Below are 19916 nucleotides of genomic sequence, written 5' to 3' on the forward strand. Positions count from 1 at the left end.
TAATTTGAACGATAGCCCGGAGCGCCGCATGAGTACCCCCGCCCGCCCCGCCATGCCGTCCGGCATCGCGCCCATCACGCCCGAGCTGCTGACCATGGTCGACGCCATCGCGCGCCATGGCAGCTTCGCCCGCGCCGCGCGCGAGCTGGGCAAGGTGCCCTCCGCCGTGACCTACGCCGTGCGCAAGCTGGAAGACGGGCTGGATGTGCTGTTGTTCGACCGCTCTGGCCACCGCGCCCGTCTCACCGAGGCGGGCGAGACCCTGCTCGAAGACGGCCGGGTGGTGCTGCAATCGCTTGACGACCTGGCCTGCCGGGTCAAGCGCGTGGCCACCGGCTGGGAGGTGGAGCTGCGCATCGCGGTGAGCGCGGTGCTGCCGCTCGACCCGCTCTACGACCTGATGCGCGAATTCGAGGCGGTGGCGAGCGCCACCACCTTGCGGTTTTCCACCGAGGTGTTGAGCGGCAACTGGGACGCGCTGATGGCCAATCGCGCCGACCTGGTCATCGGCGCCGACGCGGCCGGCGCCCCCGCGGGCGCGTATCGCAGCCAGCCCATGGGCGACACGCAATTCGGCTTCTGCGTGGCGCCGCATCATCCGCTGGCCGCGCTCAACCGTCCGCTCACGTCCGAAGACATCCGGGCCCACTGCGCCATCGTGGTGGCCGACACCTCGCGCAACCTGCCGCCGCGCACGCGCGGCGTGTTGCAGAACCAGGCCATGATCGTGATGCCGACCATGCAGGCCAAGATCGATGCGCAGGTGCGGGGGCTGGGCTGCGGCCATCTGCCGCTCACGCTGGCGGCGCCGTACATCACCCAGGGCTTGCTGGTGGTGTGCCCCACCGCCGATGTGGTGCCGCTGACCGAGCACGTGGTCTATGCCTGGCGCCCGGAGGCGCCGGGCCAGGCGCTCAAATGGTGGCTGGCGCGGCTGCAGTCGCCGCGGCTGTGCGAGGCGCTGCTGGGCGTGCGCGACGCGCTGCCGGGCTGAAACGCGGGCGCGGTTCGACGGCGGCGGCCCAGCCCGGCAGCCGGCCGCCGGATGCCGGCGCCCATCCGGGCACCGACATGCCGATGGCGCGGGCGCTTACTCGACGCTCGCGCCGGATTCCTGCACGACCTTGGCCCAGCGCGGAATCTCGCTCGCCATCAGGTCACGCAGCTGCTCGGGCGAACCGCCGACCAGTTCCATGCCCATGGTCTTGCCCAGCTTTTCCTGCACGTCCGGCTCTTTCAGGATGGCCGCGATCTCCTTGGAGAGACGGTCGACCACCGGCTTGGGCGTGCCCTTGGGCGCGTACACCGCCTGCCACGACGCCACCGAGAAGCCCGGCACGCCGGCCTCGGCCAGCGTCGGCGTGTCCGGCGCCAGCGCGATGCGGTGCGGCGTGGTCACGGCCAGCAGCTTGAGCTTGCCCTGCTGCAGCAGCGGCAGCGCGGCGGTCATCTGGTCGAACATGAAGGTCACGGCGCCCGACGACACGTCGATCATCGCGGGCGGCGTGCCCTTGTACGGCACGTGCGTGAGCGGCACGCCGATGGTGCGCGCGAACAGCTCGCCGGTGAGGTGGGTCGAGGTGCCGGCGCCCGACGAGGCGAAGGTGCGCTTGGTGGGATCGCGCTTGAGCAGCGCGATCAGGTCCTGCACCGAGTTCACGCCCAGGTTGGGATCCACGAGCAGCACGTTGGGCAGCGTCGCCACCAGCGACACCGGCTCAAAGTCCTTGACCGGGTCGTACTTCAGGTTCTTGTAGAGGCTGGCGTTGATCGCATGGGTGCTGATGGTGCCGCCGAACAGCGTGTAGCCGTCAGCCGGCGCCTTGGCCACGTAGGTCGCGCCGATGCCGCCGGCCGCGCCGGGCTTGTTCTCCACCACCACGCTCTGGCCCAGGCGCTCGCCCAGCTTCTGCGCGATCACGCGGCCGACCACGTCGGTGGAGCCGCCCACGGTGAACGGCACCACGTACGAGATCGGCTTTTGCGCGGGCCAGTCGGCGGCCTGCGCCGCCGCGCCCAGGGAGAGCGCGGCCAGCAGCGCGAGCGCGCCGCGCGCAACGGGGTTGCACATCGAAGTCATGTTTGTCTCCTGCCTTCTGGTTTATGCCCGGGGCCGGCACGGCGGCCGCCAGACGCTGGGAAGCGGCCGGCTTATGCGTGCCGCCCTGCTCCCCTCGGGTGCGCCGCCGCCCGGTGGGGCGCGCGGCGCGGATCTTGCCTCAGCGGCCGTTCTTCTCGCGCCAGGCGGCGAAGCGCTCGCGCGTGCCCGGCTCGGTGGGCGGGTACAGGCCCAGGATCGACGCGCCGCCCTGCACTTCTGCTGTCACGAAATCCTCGAACGCCGTCATCTCGACCGCCTCGGCGGCGATCTCGTCGGCGATGCCGGCGGGGATCACGACCACGCCTTCGCGGTCGCCCACCACCACGTCGCCCGGGAACACGGCGACGTCGCCGCAGCCGATCGGCACGTTGATGTCGAGCGCCTGGTGCAGCGTGAGGTTGGTCGGCGCCGAGGGGCGCTGGTGATAGGCGGCGATGGCCAGCTCGGCGATCTCCGGCGAATCGCGGAAGCCCCCGTCGGTGACCACGCCGGCCACGCCGCGCTTCATCAACCGCGTGACCAGGATCGAGCCGGCCGATGCCGCGCGCGCATCCTTGCGGCTGTCGATCACCATCACCGCGCCGGCCGGGCAGGTTTCCACGGCCAGGCGTTGCGGATGGCTGCGATCCTCGAACACCTTGATGTGGTTCAGGTCTTCGCGCGCCGGGATGTAGCGCAGCGTGAAGGCCTCGCCCACCATGTTGGGCTGGTTCGGGTTGAGCGGACGCACGTCCTGGATGAACTGGTTGCGCAGGCCGCGCTTGAACAGGGCCGTGCACAGCGTGGCGGTGCTCACGCCCTCGAGGCGCTTGCGGGTATCGGGATTGAGCTTGGACAAGACGGATCTCCGGGAAGGATGCGGGGAATGCGGCGGCAGGCGCGGCACGCCATGCGAAAGCGGGTCCGGCGCCGCCGGACCCGCCAGGGATCAGAAGATGTCGGGTTCCGGCACGGGCGCGCCGAAGTCGGTTTCGAGGAAGTCGAAATCGCAGCCGTCGTTGGCCTGCAGGATGTGTTGCGAGTACATCCAGCCGTAGCCGCGCTCGTAGCGCTTGGGCGGCGGCGTCCAGGCGGCGCGGCGCGCGGCCATTTCCTCGTCGCTGATGTTGAGGTGGATCGAGCGCGCCGGCACGTCGACCGTGATCAGGTCGCCGGTGCGCACCAGCGCGAGCGGCCCGCCCACATAGGATTCGGGCGCGGCGTGCAGAATGCAGGCGCCATAGCTGGTGCCGCTCATGCGCGCATCCGACAGGCGCAGCATGTCGCGCACGCCCTGCTTCACCAGCTTGGTCGGGATCGGCAGCATGCCCCACTCGGGCATGCCGGGGCCGCCCTGCGGGCCGGCGTTGCGCAGGATCATGATGTGATCGGCCGTGACGTCGAGGTTTTCGTCGTCGACCGCCGCCTTCATGCTCGGATAGTCGTCGAACACCAGCGCCGGGCCGGTGTGCTGCAGGAACTGCGGCGCGCAGGCGCTGGGTTTGATGACGCAGCCGTCGGGCGCGATGTTGCCGCGCAGGACCGCCAGCGCGCCCTCGTCGTAGATCGCGTTTTCGATGGGACGGATCACGTCGTCGTTGTAGACCTCGGCGCCGGCGATGTTCTCGCCGATCGACTTGCCGGTGACAGTGAGCGGCGTGGGGTCGAGATGCTCGCCCAGGCGCGCCATCAGCGCGGTGAGGCCGCCGGCGTAGTAGAAGTCTTCCATCAGGTAGGTGTCGCCGCTGGGCCGGATGTTGGCGATCACCGGCACCTTGCGGCTGGCCGCGTCGAAGTCCTCGAGCGTGACCTGGCAGCCGGCGCGACGCGACATCGCCACCAGGTGGATGATGGCGTTGGTGGAGCAGCCCATGGCCATGGCCACGTTGATGGCGTTCTTGAACGAGGCGGTGCTGAGGATCTTCTGCGGCGTGAGGTCTTCCCACACCATCTCCACCACGCGGCGGCCGCATTCGGCCGACATGCGCATGTGACCGACGTCTGCCGCGGGGATCGACGAGGCGCCCGGCAGCGTCATGCCGATGGCCTCGGCGATGGCGGTCATGGTGCTGGCGGTGCCCATGGTCATGCAGGTGCCGTAGCTGCGGGCGATGCCGCCCTCGACCTCGGTCCATTGTTCGGTGGTGATCTTGCCCGCGCGGCGCTCGTCCCAGAGCTTCCAGGCATCGGAGCCGGAGCCCAGGATCTTGCCCTTCCAGTTGCCGCGCAGCATGGGGCCGGCCGGCACATACACACAGGGCAGCCCGGCGCTGATCGCGCCCATCAGCAGGCCCGGGGTGGTCTTGTCGCAGCCGCCCATCAGCACCGCGCCGTCGACCGGATGGCTGCGCAGCAGCTCCTCGGTTTCCATGGCGAGGAAGTTGCGGTAGAGCATGGTGGTGGGCTTGACGAACGACTCGGACACCGAGATCGCCGGCAGCTCGACCGGGAAGCCGCCCGCCTGGAACACGCCGCGCTTGACGTCGTCGACGCGCTGCTTGAAGTGGCTGTGACAGGGATTGAGGTCGGACCAGGTGTTGATGATCGCGATCATCGGGCGGTCGACCCAGTCTTCCGGGGCATAACCCATCTGCATCATGCGCGATCGGTGGCCGAACGAACGCAGGTCGTCCTTGGCCATCCAGCGCGCGCTGCGCAGGCTCTCGTAACTCCGCTTCATTGCTGTCTCCATGGTGCCGGTTCGCCGGTCTTTCCGGACTGAACCGGCTATGCAGACGATTGAAACACTAATATATTAGTATGTCAACGAAGCCCGGGGCGGTAGAATCCCTCACCCCGGCGCAGTACGCTGCCCTATCCGGGCCGCGATTTCAGGACCCCCTATTCCACCCCATGAATCTCGCCGACGCCCTGCCCGCCCTCAACCTGGACCGTTCGCGCCACGCGGCGCCCCAGGTGTTCGAGAAGCTGCGCGATCTCATCATCTCGCTCGAGCTCACGCCCGGCACCGTGCTGCCGCGCCCCGAGCTGGCCGATGCCTTCGGCGTATCGCAGACCCCGATCCGCGATGCGCTGCTGCGGCTTTCGGAGGCCGGCCTGGTCGACATCTTTCCGCAGCACACCACGGTGGTGAGCCGCATCGACGTGGCGGCCGCGCGCCAGGCGCATTTCCTGCGCCGCTCGCTCGAGCTCGAGATCGTGAATCTGCTCGCGCAGCGCACCGACAGCGCGCTCGTCGCGCGGCTGCAGCGCCACATCGACGACCAGCTCGCCGCGCGCGGCGCCGACGACTACCCCGCCTTCATCGCGGCCGACCAGGCCTTTCACCGCGAGATGCACGAGGCCGCGGGCGTGGCCGGCCTGTGGGATCTCGAGCAACGCTACAGCGGCCACGTCGACCGCCTGCGCCGGCTGCACCTGCCCGAAGCCGGCAAGGCCGAGCGCATTCTCGACGACCACCGCCGCATCCTCGCGCGCATCGCCGCGCACGACGCCGTGGGCGCGCAGGCGGCGCTGCGCGAACACCTGTCCGGCACGCTGAGCCAGGTCGAAGACATCTGCCGGCGCTACCCGGACTACGTGCGCCTGCCATGAAAAAATCCCCCTGGCGCCCGGCGCCAGGGGGATCGTTCCGGGCGGCGCTTTGCGCTCTCCCCTTTCCCCTTGGGTTTGCTGCGTTGATCTATTCGTCGGCAATACCCAGCTCACGCAGCTTGCGCGTGATCGTGTTGCGCCCGATGCCCAGGCGCGAGGCGGCCTCGACGCGGCGGCCGCGGCTGGCGTCGAGCGCGCTTTGCAGCAGGATCTTCTCGAACTGGCGCGTGAGCGTGGCCATGACCGCGGGCTCGCCGCGCTCGAGGCGGTACTGCGCGTCGCGCAGCAGCGCGTCCTGCCAGTTGCGCGGCACCTCGTCGGTGCCGTAGAGCCCGGCCGGGCTCGCGCCCGGCGCGGCCTGCGCGCCGTAGCCGGCTGCGGCGGCCTGCGCCGGCTCCGTGGTGAGCGGCCGCGCGGGGTTGGCGTTGATGAGGTGCGTCTGGTGCTCCACCGCGCGGATCTCGGGCGGCAGGTCGTTGCGGTCGATGGTCTGCCCGGGCGCCATCACGGTGAGCCAGTGGCAGAAGTTCTCGAGCTGGCGCACGTTGCCCGGGAAATCAAACTTGGTCAGCACCGCCACCGCTTCGGGCGTCAGGCGCTTGACCGGCACGCCCAGAGAGCGCGCGCTGGCCGCCAGGAAGTGATTGGCCAGGGCCGGGATGTCTTCGATGCGTTCGCGCAGCGGCGGCAGCCGCAGCCGGATCACGTTCAGGCGGTGAAACAGGTCTTCGCGGAACAGGCCCTGCTCCACGCGCTGCTCGAGCGGCTGGTGGGTGGCGGCCACGATGCGCACGTCCACGCGCACCGGCTGGGCGCCGCCCACGCGATAGAAGCTGCCTTCGGCCAGCACGCGCAGCAGACGGGTCTGCAACTCGATCGGCATGTCGCCGATTTCGTCGAGGAACAGCGTGCCGCCATGGGCCTCTTCGAAGCGGCCGCGGCGCAGCGTGTTGGCGCCGGTGAAGGCGCCGCGCTCGTGGCCGAACAGCTCGGCCTCGAGCAGGTCGCGCGGGATCGCGGCGGCGTTGAGCGCCACGAACGGTCCGGCCGCGCGGGCGCCGTGGCCGTGCAGCGCGCGCGCCACCAGCTCCTTGCCCGTGCCCGATTCGCCGGTGATCAGCACCGTGACCTTGGACTGCGCCAGCCGGCCGATCGCGCGGAACACCTCCTGCATCGCGGTGGACGCGGACTGCGTCATCATCCAGCGCTCGTTGGACTGCGCGCTTTCGCCGCTGCTGCCCTCGGTCGCGCCCTGCGGCTCGGATTCCTGCATGGCGCGCTGGATCAGCGCCACGGCCTCGTTCACGTCGAACGGCTTGGCGAGATAGTCGAAGGCGCCGCCCTGGAAGGCCGACACGGTGCTGTCGAGGTCCGCGAACGCGGTCATGACGATCACCGGCAGGCCGGCATGATGCTCCTTGATCTGGCGCAGCAGCTCGAGGCCGTTGCCGCCGGGCATGCGGATGTCGGATACCAGCACCGAGGGCATGTCGTGCGCGAGCGCATCCAGCACGTCGGCGGCCTGGTGGAAGCTGCGGGTCGGGATGCCGGCGCGCGCGAGCGCCTTCTCCAGCACCCAGCGGATGGCCTGATCGTCGTCGACGATCCAAACGGGTTTCGTCACAATGAAGACTCCATCGGAAGGACCAGGCGGAACTCGGTATGCCGGGGACGGGATTCGAATTCGATGATGCCTCCGTGCTGCTGCACGAAATCCTGGGAAAGGCTCAGGCCCAGGCCGGTGCCGCCCGCGCGGGCGGTGACCAGGGGATGGAAGATGCGGTCGCGGATGTGCTCGGGCACGCCGGGACCGTTGTCGATGATCGAGAGCACCAGCGCGAGGCGGTGGTGGCGGTGCGCCAGCATGACCTGCCGCGCCACGCGGGTGCGCAGCACGATCTGGCCCGCCGGCACGTCGGCGCCGCCCTTCTGCAGGCTCAGCTCCTGGGCCGCGTTGCGCGCCACGTTGAGCACCGCCTGCATCAGGCGCGCGGCGTCGCCGGGAATGTCGGGCACCGACGCGTCGTAGTCGCGCACCAGCGTGACGCTGTCGCGGAACTCGGCCTGGATCAGCGCGCAGACGCGCTCGCAGATCTCGTGGATGTTCACCGGCCGCGTGTTCAGCGGCACACGCTGCGGGCCGCTCAGGCGGTCCACCAGCGCCTGCAGGCGGTCGGCTTCGGAAATGATGACTTGCGTGTATTCGGCCAGCGCCGCGCTCGGCAGCTCGGCCTCGAGCAGTTGCGCGGCACCGCGCAGCCCGCCCAGCGGATTCTTGACTTCGTGCGCGAGGTTGCGCAGCAGTTCCCGGTGCGACTCGATCTCGTCGACCAGGCGGTGGTTGCGGTCGGCCAGCACACGCTGCTCGATCTCGCGGGTTTCGATCAACACGGGCCATTGCTGGCCGGTGAGCGCCACGGTGGTGACCGTGACTTCCGCGGCGTCATTGCCACGGCGGAACGACGACAGCTGGCGGACATCGGCAAACTTGCCGGCCACCGCGCCATCGATGGAGGTCTGCAGATCTTCGGGGGTGTCGAACAGCGTGGCGGCGGACAGGCCGCGCAGTTGCTTGCGGGAGCGGCCGAAGAGGTCTTCGGAGGCCGCGTTGGCGTATTCGATGTGGCCGCGTTCGTTCAACAGGAAAACGGACGTGGCGAGCAAGTCAAAGGCATCTACATTCATCATACGGGGCTCCGGGGCGGGTCAGTCGGCGGGCCAGCTTGCCGCTTGGCCCGCCCCTGGAAGGAGCCTTTTCAGGCCCCGATCAAGCCGCGGAAGATCACAGGCTGTAGTACATGTCGAACTCGACCGGGTGCGTGGTCATGCGCAGACGGGTCACATCGGCCATCTTCAGGTCGATGTAGGCGTCGAGCATTTCGTTGCTGAACACGCCGCCGCGGGTCAGGAACTCGCGGTCCTTGTCGAGCGCAGCCAGGGCTTCTTCCAGCGACGCGCAGACGGTCGGGATCTTTGCATCCTCTTCCGGCGGCAGGTCGTACAGGTTCTTGTCGGCCGGGTCGCCCGGGTGGATCTTGTTCTGCACGCCGTCCAGGCCGGCCATCATCAGGGCCGAGAAGGCCAGGTACGGGTTGGCCAGGGGATCCGGGAAGCGGGTCTCGATGCGACGGCCCTTCGGGTTGCCCACGTAGGGAATACGGATCGAGGCCGAACGGTTGCGGGCCGAGTAGGCCAGCTTGACCGGGGCTTCGAAGTGCGGGACCAGGCGCTTGTACGAGTTCGTGCCGGGGTTCGTGATGGCGTTCAGCGCGCGAGCGTGCTTGATGATGCCGCCGATGTAGTACAGCGCGAACTCCGACAGGCCGGCGTAGCCGTTGCCCGCGAACAGGTTCTGGCCGTCCTTCCAGATCGACTGGTGCACGTGCATGCCCGAACCGTTGTCGCCAACGATCGGCTTCGGCATGAACGTGGCGGTCTTGCCGTAGGCGTGGGCCACGTTGTGGATCACGTACTTCATGATCTGGGTCCAGTCGGCGCGCTGCACCAGCGTGCTGAACTTGGTGCCGATTTCGAGCTGGCCGGGGGCTGCCACTTCATGGTGGTGCACTTCGACCGGCACGCCCATCTGCTCGAGCAGCAGGCACATTTCCGAACGCATGTCCTGGAACGAATCGACCGGGGGCACGGGGAAGTAGCCGCCCTTCACGCCCGGACGGTGGCCGGTGTTGCCGCCTTCGAACTCGAGACCGGTCGACCACGGGGCTTCTTCGGACTTGATCTTCACGAAGGTGCCCGACATGTCGGTGTTCCAGGTCACGCCGTCGAACACGAAGAATTCGGGTTCCGGACCGAAGTAGGCGGTGTCGCCCAGGCCGGAGGACTTCAGGTAGGCTTCGGCGCGCTTGGCCAGCGAGCGCGGGTCACGGTCATAGCCCTTCAGATCCGAAGGCTCGACGACGTCGCAGCTCAGGATCAGCGTCGGCTCTTCGCGGAACGGATCCAGGTTAGAGGTGGTCAGGTCGGGGATGAGCAGCATGTCCGACGCTTCGATGCCCTTCCAGCCGGGGATCGAGGAACCGTCGAAGGCTTGACCGCTTTCCAGCTTGTCCTCATCGATCGCCGAGACAGGCACCGAGACGTGGTGCTCACGGCCGACGGTGTCGGTGAAGCGGAAATCTACGAACTTGACTTCGTTATCGGCGATCTGCTTGAGAACGTCTTTGGGGCTTGCCATGTCATCTCCATTAGATAAAAGCGTCGAGGGCTAATCGCCCGACCGGCATAAAACAGGGAAGCAATATGCGTGCCAGCTTTTGCCCCTGGGGAAAGCCCAGGGGTGGCACGCTTATGGGGAAATGGTAGCACCACTATGGTGCAAAACGTGGGGCATGAGAACCCCAGTTTGGTGCGGCACGATTACAGGAAGATTTCCTGCAGGTCGTTGAGGAAGCGCCATCCCAGGGCACTGGCGGCCAGGCGCGTGGGATCGGGGCTCAGCAGGCCCCGTTTGGTGGCCGCCTCCAATTGGTGCGCAATCGAGGCAAGCGACATTCCGGTGCGTTCTTCGAACGCGGCGGCCGCCACGCCGTCTTTCAGTCGCAAAACATTGAGCATGTACTCGAACGGCAGCGCGTCCGGCCCGACCAGGCGGCTTTCGGCGATGTGGCTGCCGTCGCGCTGCGCCACCTTCGCCATCCAGGATTCCGGATTCTTCAGCCGCGCCTCGCGCACGATGCGGTCGTGGAACGACAGCTTGCCGTGCGCCCCCGGGCCCAGGCCCAGGTAGTCGCCGAACTCCCAGTAGTTGACGTTGTGGCGGCAACGCGCGCCCGGCTTGGCGTAGGCGGACACCTCATAGCGCGCCAGCCCGGCCCGGGCAAGCGTGTCTTCGACCAGATCCTGCATCTCCGCGCTGGTGTCGTCGTCGGGCACCTCGGGCGGGAACTTGGCGAACACCGTGTTGGGTTCGAGCGTGAGGTGATAGAGCGACAGGTGCTCGGTGCCGAACGACAGCGCCTCGCGCAGATCGGCCTCGCAGGCGGCCAGGCTCTGGCCGGGCAAGGCGAACATCAGGTCGAGGTTGACCCGGCCGAAGGCGTCCTGCGCCATGCCGATGGCGGCCCGCGCCTGCGCGGCGTCGTGAATCCGGCCGAGCTTGCGCAACTGGGCATCGTCGAAGCTCTGGATGCCGAGCGACACCCGCGTCACGCCGCTGGCCGCATAGGCCTTGAAGCGCGCCGCCTCGGCGGTGCCGGGGTTCGCCTCCATGGTGATCTCGGCATCGGGCAGCACGTTCAGGCAGGCGCGCAGCATCGCCAGCAGCTCGTCGAGCCCCTCGGGCGACAGCAGGCTGGGCGTGCCGCCGCCGATGAACACCGAAATCACCTGGCGGCCCCAGATCGACGGGATGGCCTGCTCCAGGTCGGCGCGCAGCGCGTCGAGATAGGCGCGCTCGGGAATCCGTTCGTCGCCGCCGCCGGTGGCGTGGGAGTTGAAATCGCAATAGGGGCATTTCTGCACGCACCAGGGCACGTGCACATACACCGACAGGGGCGGCAGGCTGGTGAGCGTGGCACCCGCGGGCAGCACGACGGGCGCGCGCGCCGGCACGGCGCCGGCGGACAGGATGGGAATGGTGATGGCCATGCGTGGTTCCGCGGCACCCGCCTCAGCGTGCGCGCAGCTTCTCCAGCAGTTGCGCCAAAGCCATCGCACGATGGCTCACGCGGTTTTTCTCGGCCGGATCGAGCTCGGCGGCGGTCTTGCCCAGGTCGGGCAGATAGAAGTGCGGGTCGTAGCCGAAGCCATGCTCGCCGCGCGGCGCCTCGACGATCTCGCCGTGCCAGTGCCCTTCCCCGATCAGCGGACAGGGATCGTCGGCGCTTTGCACCATCACCAGCAGCGCCACGTACCAGGCGTGGCGGTCGGCCTGGCCGGCCAGCTTGCGCACCAGCAGCGCGTTGTTGGCGCCATCCTCGCGTTCGCCGCCATGCATCTGGGCGAAGCGGGCCGAATAGACACCGGGCGCGCCGCCCAGGGCGGCCACGCACAGGCCGGAGTCGTCGGCCAGGGCCGGCAGGCCGGTGGCCGCGCTGGCATGGCGCGCCTTGGCCAGCGCATTCTCGACAAAGGTGACGTGGGGCTCTTCGGCCTCGGACACGCCGAGCCGGGCCTGGGGCACCAGCTCGATGCCCAGGGGCGCGAACAGCGCGGAGAATTCACGCAGCTTGCCGGCGTTGTTGGAGGCAAGCACGACACGCCGGGGCGTGGCAGGGGAAGCAACGGTAGACATGCCGTCATTATAGAGAGCCGGGCGGCCCCGGCCGGCGCCACGACCCTGCCGGGCGCAGGGTCGGATGCGGCGCGCCTGCCACAGACGGCGGCCGTCCGCCACGCCGCCACCACGCAATAACAATTCGCAACATTAGCGAAATAATGCCCCGGCATAGTGCTGCTTCGGCCACCTCGACGTGGCACCGTGTCAAGACACTATGAATCCCCTGCCAGCCCGCGCCATCAGGGCCGCGGACCTCTCGCTCGAATCCATTCTCCAACAGGGCCTGCTGAGCCCGCGCTTCCAGCCCCTGGTCGATCTGGCCAGCGGCCGCATCTATGGCCATGAAAGCCTGATACGCGGCCCGCAGGACTGCCCGCTGCATATGCCGGACGCGCTCTTCGCCGCGGCCGAGCGCGACCAGTTGCAGACGCAACTGGAATGGCATGCCTTTCGCACCGGCCTGCTCGACTTCGCCGCCACCGGCGCCGCCGGCAAGGTCTTCCTCAATTTCTCGGGCACCGCGCTGTGCCAGTTCTGGGCGCAGTGGCGCGAGGCCCTGCCCGAACAGCTGCTGCAGGGCTGCCGGATCGATCCGACCAAGATTGTGATCGAGCTGACCGAGCACGACCCCGCCAAGGGCGACATGAAGCTGCTGACGCAGGCGCTCGACTGCCTGCGCGGCTACGGCATGCGCCTGGCGCTCGACGACTACGGCGTGGGCCACGCCACCCTGCAGCTCTGGGCCGAGATGCGGCCGGACCTGGTCAAGATCGACCGCTACTTCTTCAAGGACATCGCCCGCGACGAGCGCCGCATGCAACTGGTGCGCGCGATGCTGGCGGTGGCGCAGAGCATGAACACGGCGGTGGTGGCCGAGGGCATCGAATGCCACGAGGACCTGGCCGCGGTCAGCGAACTCGGCATCCGCTATGCGCAGGGCTGGTATCTCGGCCGGCCCGCCGTCGAACCGCTGGCGCGCCTGGCCGACGACGTCGAGCACGCCATGCCCACCCTGCCGCGCGCCTCCGCGCGCCCGCGCGCGCTGGCCAACGGCTCCGGCCGCACCGCCGCGTCGCTGCGGGTGCATGCGCGGCCGGTGCTGCTGGGCACCCACAGCAACGACGACGTGCACCGGCTGTTCCAGGAGCAGCGCGGCCTGCACGCGGTGGCGGTGCTCGACGGCGAGAACCGCCCGGTGGGCATCATCAACCGGCGCGACTTTCTCGAACATTATTCGCAGCGCTACACGCGCGACCTGTTCGGCCGCAACTCGTGCAGCACCTTCATGAATCCCGATCCGGTGCTGATCGACGTGGCCACCTCGATCGACCAGCTCAGCCACGTGCTGACCTCGGATGACCAGCGCTACCTGGCCGACGGCTTCGTGGTGACCCACGAGGGCCGCTACGACGGGCTGGGCACCGGCGAGGCGCTGGTGCGCTCGGTGACCGAGATCCGGCTGGAGGCGGCGCGCTACGCCAACCCGCTGACCTCCCTGCCCGGCAATATCCCGATCAGCCAGCACATCACGCACCTGCTGGAAGGCGACGGCGAGTTCGTGATCTGCTATGCCGACCTGAATAACTTCAAGCCGTTCAACGACGTGTACGGCTATTGGCGCGGCGACGACATGATCCTGCTGTGCGCCGAGGCCATCAAGCGCCATTGCGACGCCCAGCGCGACTTCGTGGGCCACGTCGGCGGCGACGACTTCGTGATGGCGATGCGCAGCACGGACTGGAACCCGCGCGTCGAATCCATCATCGCGCAGTTCAACCTGCTGGCGCTCGACCTGTACGACGACCAGGGCCGCAGCGAGGGCGGCATCCACGCCGAGGACCGCTACGGCGTGCTGCGCTTCTTCCCGTTCGTCACGCTCGGCATCGGCGCCCTCATCGTCAACCCCGCCGAGCTCACCGCGCGCGGCCTGCGGGTGCGCGCCGAAGACATCGCCTCGGCCGCCGCGCAGGTCAAGCACAAGGTCAAGCACGGCGACCAGCACCTGGTGGTGGAACCCTACCGCCCATCGCGCTGAGCGCCGGCGCGCGGCGCACCCGCTATCATTGCGTCTGGCCGGGCCTCATGCCCGGCCGGCATCGCAATGGACAAGATCAGACTCGACAAATGGCTGTGGGCCGCGCGCTTCTATAAAACGCGCAGCCTGGCCAGCACCGAAATCGGCAAGGGCCGCGTGCAGGTCAACGGCCAGCCGGCCAAGCCCGCGCGCGAGGTCGCGCCCGGCGACCTGCTCACCATCCGCAAGGAAGAGCCGCCCGCCATCGAAGTGAAGGTGGTGGCGATCAGCGCCGTGCGCGGCCCCGCGCCGGTGGCCCGCCTGCTCTACGAAGAAACCAGCGAGAGCGTGGCCGCGCGCGAACGCGCCGCCGAACAGCGCCGCCTCGCGCCCGAGCCGGCGCTGGGCATCGCGGCCGGCCGGCCGACCAAGCGCGACCGGCGCCAGATCGACCTGATCCGCGGCAAGTAAGAAAGGCGCCATGCAAGACGCCGGCCCGCGGGCCGGCGTCTTCTGCTGTGCGCGAAGCGCTGCGCTCAGGCGGCGCGGCGCTCGGGCGCCGGCGCGTAGTCCAGCCGCGGCCGCGCGTCGTCCTGCTCGCGCGCCTCGTGCGCGGCCGGCTGCAGCGCGCGCAGCGGGATCACCTCGGCGCCGGCCCGCGCCGCCTCGGCCGAGAGGCGGAACACCGCCACGGCCTGGCGCAAGGCCTGCGCCTGCATTTCCAGCGCGGCGGCGGCCGCGGCGGTCTGCTCGGCCATCGCGGCATTCTCCTGCGTGGCGCGGTCCATGTCGGTCACGGCGTCGTTGATCGCGGCGATGCCGCCCGCCTGCTCGCCGGCCGCGTGCGAGATCTCCTCCACGATCACCGTCACGCGCTCGACCGCCTGCACCACGTCGTCGATGGTCTGGCCGGCCTGGTTGACCTGCCGCACGCCGGCCTCGACCCGTTGGCCGGACTCGTCGATCAGCCCCTTGATCTCCTTGGCGGCCTGGGCGCTGCGCTGCGCCAGCGAACGCACCTCCGCCGCCACCACCGCGAAGCCCTTGCCCTGCTCGCCCGCGCGTGCCGCCTCGACCGCCGCGTTCAACGCCAGGATGTTGGTCTGGAACGCGATGCTGTCGACCACGCCCACGATCTCGCCGATGCGGCGCGCCGAGGCGGCGATGCCGCCCATGGTGTCGACCGCCTCGTGCACCGTCCGGCCGCCGGCGCGCGCCAGCTCGGCCGCGTCGCGCGCCTGGTGGCGGGCCTGCTCGGCGTTGTTGGCCGTGGTGTGCACGTTCTGCGCCAGCTGCGTCATGCTGGCCGCAGCCTCCTGCAGCGAGGCGGCCTGGCGCGAGGTGCGCATCGCCATCTCCGAGCCGCCGGCCGCGATCTCGCCCGCGCCGCCATGGATCTCTTCGACGCCGTGGCGCACGGCCTGCACCGCCTTCGACAGGCCGGCCTGCATGCGGCGCATGGCGCCGAACAGCACGCCCACCTCGTTCTGGCCGCGCGGCTGGATCGCCGCGGTCAGGTCGCCATCGGCGATGTGGTCGAAGTGCGTGCCGGCCTCCGACAAGGGCCGCAGCACCGCGCGGCGAAACGCCAGGCGGATCGCCAGCGCGGCCGCCGCCACCAGCACCACCAGCGCCAGGGCCGCGACGATGGCGTGGCGCAGGCGCGTGCCGGCGTCGGTCACGGCGGCGCGGCCCTGCTCGCGCGCATACGCCTGGTAGGCGTCCACGGCCTGCACATAGGCCTGCACCGCCTTCGGCAGCACCTGGTCATTGAGGCGATTGGCCTCGATGCCGTTCCACTTGGCGATCGCCTCGCGCATCGGCGCCAGGCCCTGGCCGGCCAGGCCGGCATAGCCCGCGAGCACGGCGTCGAACAGGGGCGCGCCCTCGGCGCTGCTTTCGGGGTTGGCGGCGAGACGCTTCTGGCTCTCCGCCGCGCTGGCGAGCAGCGCGTCGACCTGGCCCAGGGCCGCGTCGCGCTGCTCCTCCAGCCCGCCTTCCATGGCGGTCTTGGCGTCGGTGAGCAAGGCGCGGGCGCGGAACAGCCAGCTGCTGGTGTCGTTCAGGTCGCCGGCGCGCTCGATGCTGCCGCGGCCGAGCGCCTCGACGTAGCCGCGGCTCTCCTGGAGCACCGCGATGGCGCCCGCCGACGCCAGGGCAAAGAGGGTGACGAACAGGATGAGGGTCGCCGACAGCGCCGTGGCGACGCGTAGATTCTTGCGCATGTGTTTATCCGTGACGATCGCCCTCGGGGGGCAGCGGCGGCGCTTGAAATGCGCCGCCATAATCGGTAACGAAGTATGAACATGCGAGTTGGCAGTTTCTTTACAGCGCGCGCGCGACGTGTCACGGCGTCGTCATGCGCGCCCCTCAGCCGGCCCGTTCGCTGGCCGGAATGTCGTCGATCATGGTCTGCACCAGCTCGCGCGCGAAGGTGGGCAGCGCCTCCAGGTCGCGTACCACGATGTGCAGCTTGCGCAGGCTCCATTCGTCGGTGAGCGGCACCAGCGCGATGTCGAGCACGCGGGCGTAGCGCAGCGCCACCGACTCCGGGATCACGCCGATGCCCACCCCGCTCTCGATCATGCGGCAGGCGGCCTCGAAGTTGCCGACCTCGATGCGAAAGCGGAAGGTGCGGCCCAGCGCCGCCGCGGCCTGCACCAGGAACGGGTGGATCGCGCTCCACTCCGACAGCCCCACGTAGTCGTAGGCCAGCGAATCGGCGAACGGCACCGCGCTCTCGGCCGCCAGCGCGTGGCGCCGCGCGGTGACCAGCACGAGCCGGTCGCTGCGATACGGGATGAACTGCAGCTTGGGGTCCGGACCGCAGCCGGCCACGATGCCCAGGTCGGCCGAGCCGTCGGCCACCGCGCGCACGATCAGGTAGCTCAGGCGCTCGCGCAGCTCCACGTTCACGTCGGGATGGCTGGCCAGGTAGCGCGCCAGCACGCCCGGCATGAATTCGGTGCTGGCGGTGGTGTTGGCCAGCACCCGCACGTGGCCCTTCACGCCGCGCGCGAACTCCTGCATGTCGCCGCGCAGCTGTTCGATCTGCTGCATCACGATGCGGGCGTGGCGCGTGAGGGCCTCGCCCGACGGCGTCATGGTCACGCCCTGGCTGGTGCGGTAGAGCAGCTGCGTGCCGAAGTGCTCTTCCAGGTTCTTGACCCGGGTGCTGGCCGCGGGCAGCGATAGATGCGACTTCTCCGCGCCGCGCGTGAGGCTGTGCCAGTCGCCGACATGCACCATCAATTGCAGGTCGGTCAGGTCGAAATGCGTTGCCATGCCTTGCTGTCCCCCCGGGTCCGTCACCCGAATGCTTCGGGATTGGAAAACCCCGTATTAAGCAATCATAAATTGGCAGTCGGCCCGCCCTGCGGCACAGTGCGTGCTGACCCTCCCCGACCGAATCATAGAAGCACAAGAGACCGAAGCACCCTTATGGTTGATACCAATCCCGACATCCAGGCCATCCGCGAGGCCGTGCGCGACCTCTGCGGCCAGTTTTCCGCCGAATACTTCCGCAAGGTCGACGAGGCGCGCGGCTATCCCGACGAATTCGTGCGCGCGCTGACCGAGGCCGGCTGGCTGGCAGCGCTGATCCCGCAGGAATACGGCGGCTCCGGCCTGGGCCTGACCGAGGCCTCGGTCATCATGGAAGAGATCAACCGGTCGGGCGGCAACTCGGGCGCCTGCCACGGCCAGATGTACAACATGGGCACGCTGCTGCGCCATGGCAGCGACGAACAGAAGCGCACCTACCTGCCGCGCATCGCCAGCGGCGAGCTGCGCCTGCAGTCGATGGGCGTGACCGAGCCCACCACCGGCACCGACACCACCCGCATCAAGACCACGGCGGTGAAAAAGAGCGACCGCTATGTGATCAACGGCCAGAAGGTCTGGATCTCGCGCGTGCAGCATTCCGACCTGATGATCCTGCTGGCCCGCACCACGCCGCTCGAGCAGGTCACGCGCAAGTCGGAAGGCATGTCGATCTTCCTGGTCGACCTGCACCAGGCGATCGGTCACGGCATGGAGGTGCGGCCCATCCCCAACATGGTCAATCACGAGACCAACGAGCTGTTCTTCGACAATCTCGAGATCCCGGCCGAAAACCTCATCGGCGAGGAAGGCAAGGGCTTCAAGTACATCCTCGACGGCCTGAACGCCGAGCGCACGCTGATCGCCGCCGAGTGCATCGGCGACGGCCACTGGTTCATCGACAAGGTCACCGCCTATGCCAAGGAGCGCGTGGTGTTCGGCCGCCCGATCGGCCAGAACCAGGGCGTGCAGTTCCCGATCGCGCGCGCCCACATCAACGTGGAGGCGGCCAGCCTGATGCGCTACGAGGCGTGCCGGCTGTTCGACGCGCACCAGCCCTGCGGCGCGCAGGCCAACATGGCCAAGCTGCTGGCCGCCGACGCCTCGTGGGAGGCGGCCAACGCCTGCCTGCAGTTCCACGGCGGCTTCGGCTTCGCCAACGAATACGACGTCGAGCGCAAGTTCCGCGAGACCCGCCTCTATCAGGTCGCGCCGATCTCGACCAACCTGATTCTTTCGTACGTGGCCGAGCACATGCTGGGCCTGCCCCGCTCCTTCTGATCCAAGGTACCGCCATGTCCGCCCTGCCCGCCACCCTGCCCCACGGCCATCCGTCCGCCGCGCTGGCCGAGTTCGCCAGCACGCTGCGTTTCGAAGACATCCCGGCCGGCGTCGTGCGCCGCGCCGAAGACCTGCTGCTCGACACGCTGGGCTCCATCCTGGCCGGCGCCGGCGCGCGCGCCGTGCAGACCATCGGGCGCTTCGCCGCCACCATGGGCCCGGCCAACGGCAGCGCCGAGGTCCTGATCGACCGGCGCGGCACCACGCCGCTGTTCGCCGCGATGGTGAACGCGGCTGCGGCCCACGTGGTGGAACAGGACGACGTGCACAACGGCTCCGTGTTCCATCCCGCCGCCGTGGTGTTCCCGCCCGCGCTGGCGGTGGCGCAGACCATCGGCGCGAGCGGCCGCGAGCTGCTCACCGCCGCCGTGGCGGGCTACGAGGTCGGCATCCGCGCCGGTGAGTTCCTCGGCCGCTCGCACTACAAGATCTTCCACACCACGGGCACGGTCGGCACGCTGGCCGCCGCCGTCACCGTGGGGCGCCTGCTCAAGCTCGATCCGGCGCGCATGCTGCACGCGCTGGGCTCGGCCGGCACCCAGGCCGCCGGCCTGTGGGAATTCCTGCGCGACGCCGCCGATTCCAAGCAGTTGCACACCGCCAAGGCGGCCGCCGACGGCCTGACCGCCGCCTATCTGGCGCAGGATGGCTTCACCGGCGCGCAACGCATCCTCGAAGGCAAACAGGGCATGGCGGCCGGCATGTCGACCGACGCCGACCTCTCGCGCCTCACCGATGGCCTGGGCACGCGCTGGGCGCTGGCCGAGACCTCGTTCAAGTTCCATGCCTCGTGCCGGCACACCCATCCGGCCGCCGACGCGCTGCTGGCGCTGATGCGCGAGCACGGCCTGCGGGCCGACGACCTGGCCGAGGTCGAGGCACAGGTGCACCAGGGCGCGATCGACGTGCTCGGTCCGGTGGTCAATCCCACCACCGTGCATCAATCCAAGTTTTCGATGGGCACCGTCTTGGCCCTGATCGCGCGCGAAGGCCGCGCCGGCCTGGCCGAGTTCGACGCCGCACTGCACGACGCCGAGGTCGCGCGCCTGCGCGAGCGGGTGCGCATGACGCTCGACACCGAGGTCGACGGCGCCTATCCGCAGCGCTGGATCGGCAAGGTGGCGGTGCGCACCACCGACGGCCGCCAGCTGACGGCGCGGGTGGACGAGCCCAAGGGCGACCCGGGCAACACGCTGTCGCGCCCCGAGGTCGAAGACAAGGCGATCCGCCTGGGCACCTATGCCGGCGCCGCCACCGAGGCCGAGATGCGCCAGCTGATCGCCACGGTCTGGGGCCTGGCCGAACTGCCCAAGGTGGGCCGCCTGCTGCCCGCCTGAGCCGCGAATCCGGCGCACCATGCAATGGGG

At 69.3% G+C, this 19916-nt stretch carries 16 protein-coding genes; 6 read left to right on the forward strand and 10 right to left on the reverse strand.

Annotated elements, in window-relative coordinates; all coding sequences use genetic code 11:
* Positions 1–28: 28 nt before the first annotated feature.
* Complete coding sequence (locus tag CEG14_RS11805; protein WP_255032266.1) at positions 29–994, forward strand: LysR family transcriptional regulator; 966 nt, start codon at positions 29–31, stop codon at positions 992–994.
* Positions 995–1090: 96 nt separating this feature from the next.
* Here the strand turns inward: CEG14_RS11805 and CEG14_RS11810 are convergent, their stop codons facing one another.
* From CEG14_RS11810 to araD, 3 genes are all read right to left on the reverse strand, one after another.
* Positions 1091–2080 (reverse strand): Bug family tripartite tricarboxylate transporter substrate binding protein, encoded by a 990-nt coding sequence (locus CEG14_RS11810; protein WP_255032267.1) that lies wholly within the window; start codon positions 2078–2080, stop codon positions 1091–1093.
* A gap of 139 nt (positions 2081–2219) precedes the next feature.
* On the reverse strand, positions 2220–2939 hold the full coding sequence (locus CEG14_RS11815) for a ribonuclease activity regulator RraA (RefSeq protein WP_094826548.1): 720 nt from the start codon (positions 2937–2939) through the stop codon (positions 2220–2222).
* A gap of 90 nt (positions 2940–3029) precedes the next feature.
* Complete coding sequence (gene araD / locus CEG14_RS11820; protein WP_094826549.1) at positions 3030–4760, reverse strand: L-arabinonate dehydratase; 1731 nt, start codon at positions 4758–4760, stop codon at positions 3030–3032.
* Positions 4761–4933: 173 nt separating this feature from the next.
* On the opposite strand from araD, the gene CEG14_RS11825 reads away from it, so the two are divergent.
* Positions 4934–5635, forward strand: coding sequence for a GntR family transcriptional regulator (locus CEG14_RS11825; RefSeq protein ID WP_094826550.1), 702 nt, complete (start codon positions 4934–4936; stop codon positions 5633–5635).
* 88 nt (positions 5636–5723) lie between these two features.
* Here CEG14_RS11825 and ntrC read toward each other — a convergent pair whose 3' ends face one another.
* The 5 genes from ntrC to rdgB all read right to left on the reverse strand — a co-directional run bounded on the left by ntrC (position 5724) and on the right by rdgB (position 11888).
* Positions 5724–7259, reverse strand: coding sequence for a nitrogen regulation protein NR(I) (gene ntrC / locus CEG14_RS11830; protein ID WP_094826551.1), 1536 nt, complete (start codon positions 7257–7259; stop codon positions 5724–5726).
* Positions 7256–8320: a nitrogen regulation protein NR(II) gene (gene glnL, locus CEG14_RS11835; RefSeq protein ID WP_179280622.1), complete on the reverse strand. Its 1065-nt coding sequence runs from the start codon at positions 8318–8320 to the stop codon at positions 7256–7258. Before glnL ends, ntrC begins: the two co-directional genes overlap by 4 nt.
* A 97-nt stretch (positions 8321–8417) precedes the next feature.
* Positions 8418–9830, reverse strand: coding sequence for a type I glutamate--ammonia ligase (gene glnA / locus CEG14_RS11840; RefSeq protein ID WP_094826553.1), 1413 nt, complete (start codon positions 9828–9830; stop codon positions 8418–8420).
* Between the two features lie 182 nt (positions 9831–10012).
* Positions 10013–11242 carry a radical SAM family heme chaperone HemW gene (hemW, locus tag CEG14_RS11845; protein ID WP_094826554.1) on the reverse strand — a complete coding sequence of 410 codons (1230 nt, stop codon included), beginning with the start codon at positions 11240–11242 and terminating at the stop codon, positions 10013–10015.
* 22 nt (positions 11243–11264) lie between these two features.
* Positions 11265–11888, reverse strand: a complete 624-nt coding sequence (gene rdgB, locus CEG14_RS11850) for an RdgB/HAM1 family non-canonical purine NTP pyrophosphatase (protein WP_094826555.1) — start codon at positions 11886–11888, stop codon at positions 11265–11267.
* A gap of 199 nt (positions 11889–12087) precedes the next feature.
* Here rdgB and CEG14_RS11855 point away from each other — a divergent pair, with 199 nt between their 5' ends.
* Positions 12088–13908, forward strand: coding sequence for an EAL domain-containing protein (locus CEG14_RS11855; RefSeq protein WP_094826556.1), 1821 nt, complete (start codon positions 12088–12090; stop codon positions 13906–13908).
* A 66-nt stretch (positions 13909–13974) separates the two neighbouring features.
* Positions 13975–14358: an RNA-binding S4 domain-containing protein gene (locus CEG14_RS11860; RefSeq protein WP_094826557.1), complete on the forward strand. Its 384-nt coding sequence runs from the start codon at positions 13975–13977 to the stop codon at positions 14356–14358.
* Between the two features lie 65 nt (positions 14359–14423).
* Here the strand turns inward: CEG14_RS11860 and CEG14_RS11865 are convergent, their stop codons facing one another.
* Together CEG14_RS11865 and CEG14_RS11870 are read right to left on the reverse strand one after the other, a co-directional pair.
* A complete protein-coding gene (locus CEG14_RS11865; RefSeq protein WP_094826558.1) occupies positions 14424–16112 on the reverse strand; it encodes a methyl-accepting chemotaxis protein in 1689 nt (562 codons plus the stop codon).
* A 145-nt stretch (positions 16113–16257) separates the two neighbouring features.
* Positions 16258–17172 (reverse strand): LysR substrate-binding domain-containing protein, encoded by a 915-nt coding sequence (locus CEG14_RS11870; RefSeq protein WP_094826559.1) that lies wholly within the window; start codon positions 17170–17172, stop codon positions 16258–16260.
* A 156-nt stretch (positions 17173–17328) separates the two neighbouring features.
* Here CEG14_RS11870 and CEG14_RS11875 point away from each other — a divergent pair, with 156 nt between their 5' ends.
* Together CEG14_RS11875 and CEG14_RS11880 are read left to right on the forward strand one after the other, a co-directional pair.
* Positions 17329–18489, forward strand: a complete 1161-nt coding sequence (locus CEG14_RS11875) for an acyl-CoA dehydrogenase family protein (protein WP_094826560.1) — start codon at positions 17329–17331, stop codon at positions 18487–18489.
* Between the two features lie 14 nt (positions 18490–18503).
* Positions 18504–19886, forward strand: a complete 1383-nt coding sequence (locus CEG14_RS11880) for an MmgE/PrpD family protein (protein WP_094826561.1) — start codon at positions 18504–18506, stop codon at positions 19884–19886.
* Positions 19887–19916 lie beyond the last annotated feature (30 nt).

The sequence above is a fragment of the Bordetella genomosp. 1 genome (assembly GCF_002261335.1).
In the GTDB taxonomy this organism is placed as follows: Bacteria; Pseudomonadota; Gammaproteobacteria; order Burkholderiales; family Burkholderiaceae_B; genus Bordetella.

Coding starts and splice junctions, on each gene's coding strand:
- glnL (WP_179280622.1), bottom strand. CDS start 8,320: ATGAATGTAGATGCCTTTGACTTGCTCGCCACGTCCGTTTTCCTGTTG.
- CEG14_RS11865 (WP_094826558.1), bottom strand. CDS start 16,112: ATGCGCAAGAATCTACGCGTCGCCACGGCGCTGTCGGCGACCCTCATC.
- CEG14_RS11810 (WP_255032267.1), bottom strand. CDS start 2,080: ATGACTTCGATGTGCAACCCCGTTGCGCGCGGCGCGCTCGCGCTGCTG.
- CEG14_RS11855 (WP_094826556.1), top strand. CDS start 12,088: ATGAATCCCCTGCCAGCCCGCGCCATCAGGGCCGCGGACCTCTCGCTC.
- CEG14_RS11825 (WP_094826550.1), top strand. CDS start 4,934: ATGAATCTCGCCGACGCCCTGCCCGCCCTCAACCTGGACCGTTCGCGC.
- rdgB (WP_094826555.1), bottom strand. CDS start 11,888: ATGTCTACCGTTGCTTCCCCTGCCACGCCCCGGCGTGTCGTGCTTGCC.
- hemW (WP_094826554.1), bottom strand. CDS start 11,242: ATGGCCATCACCATTCCCATCCTGTCCGCCGGCGCCGTGCCGGCGCGC.
- CEG14_RS11805 (WP_255032266.1), top strand. CDS start 29: ATGAGTACCCCCGCCCGCCCCGCCATGCCGTCCGGCATCGCGCCCATC.
- CEG14_RS11880 (WP_094826561.1), top strand. CDS start 18,504: ATGTCCGCCCTGCCCGCCACCCTGCCCCACGGCCATCCGTCCGCCGCG.
- CEG14_RS11870 (WP_094826559.1), bottom strand. CDS start 17,172: ATGGCAACGCATTTCGACCTGACCGACCTGCAATTGATGGTGCATGTC.
- araD (WP_094826549.1), bottom strand. CDS start 4,760: ATGAAGCGGAGTTACGAGAGCCTGCGCAGCGCGCGCTGGATGGCCAAG.
- CEG14_RS11860 (WP_094826557.1), top strand. CDS start 13,975: ATGGACAAGATCAGACTCGACAAATGGCTGTGGGCCGCGCGCTTCTAT.
- glnA (WP_094826553.1), bottom strand. CDS start 9,830: ATGGCAAGCCCCAAAGACGTTCTCAAGCAGATCGCCGATAACGAAGTC.
- CEG14_RS11875 (WP_094826560.1), top strand. CDS start 17,329: ATGGTTGATACCAATCCCGACATCCAGGCCATCCGCGAGGCCGTGCGC.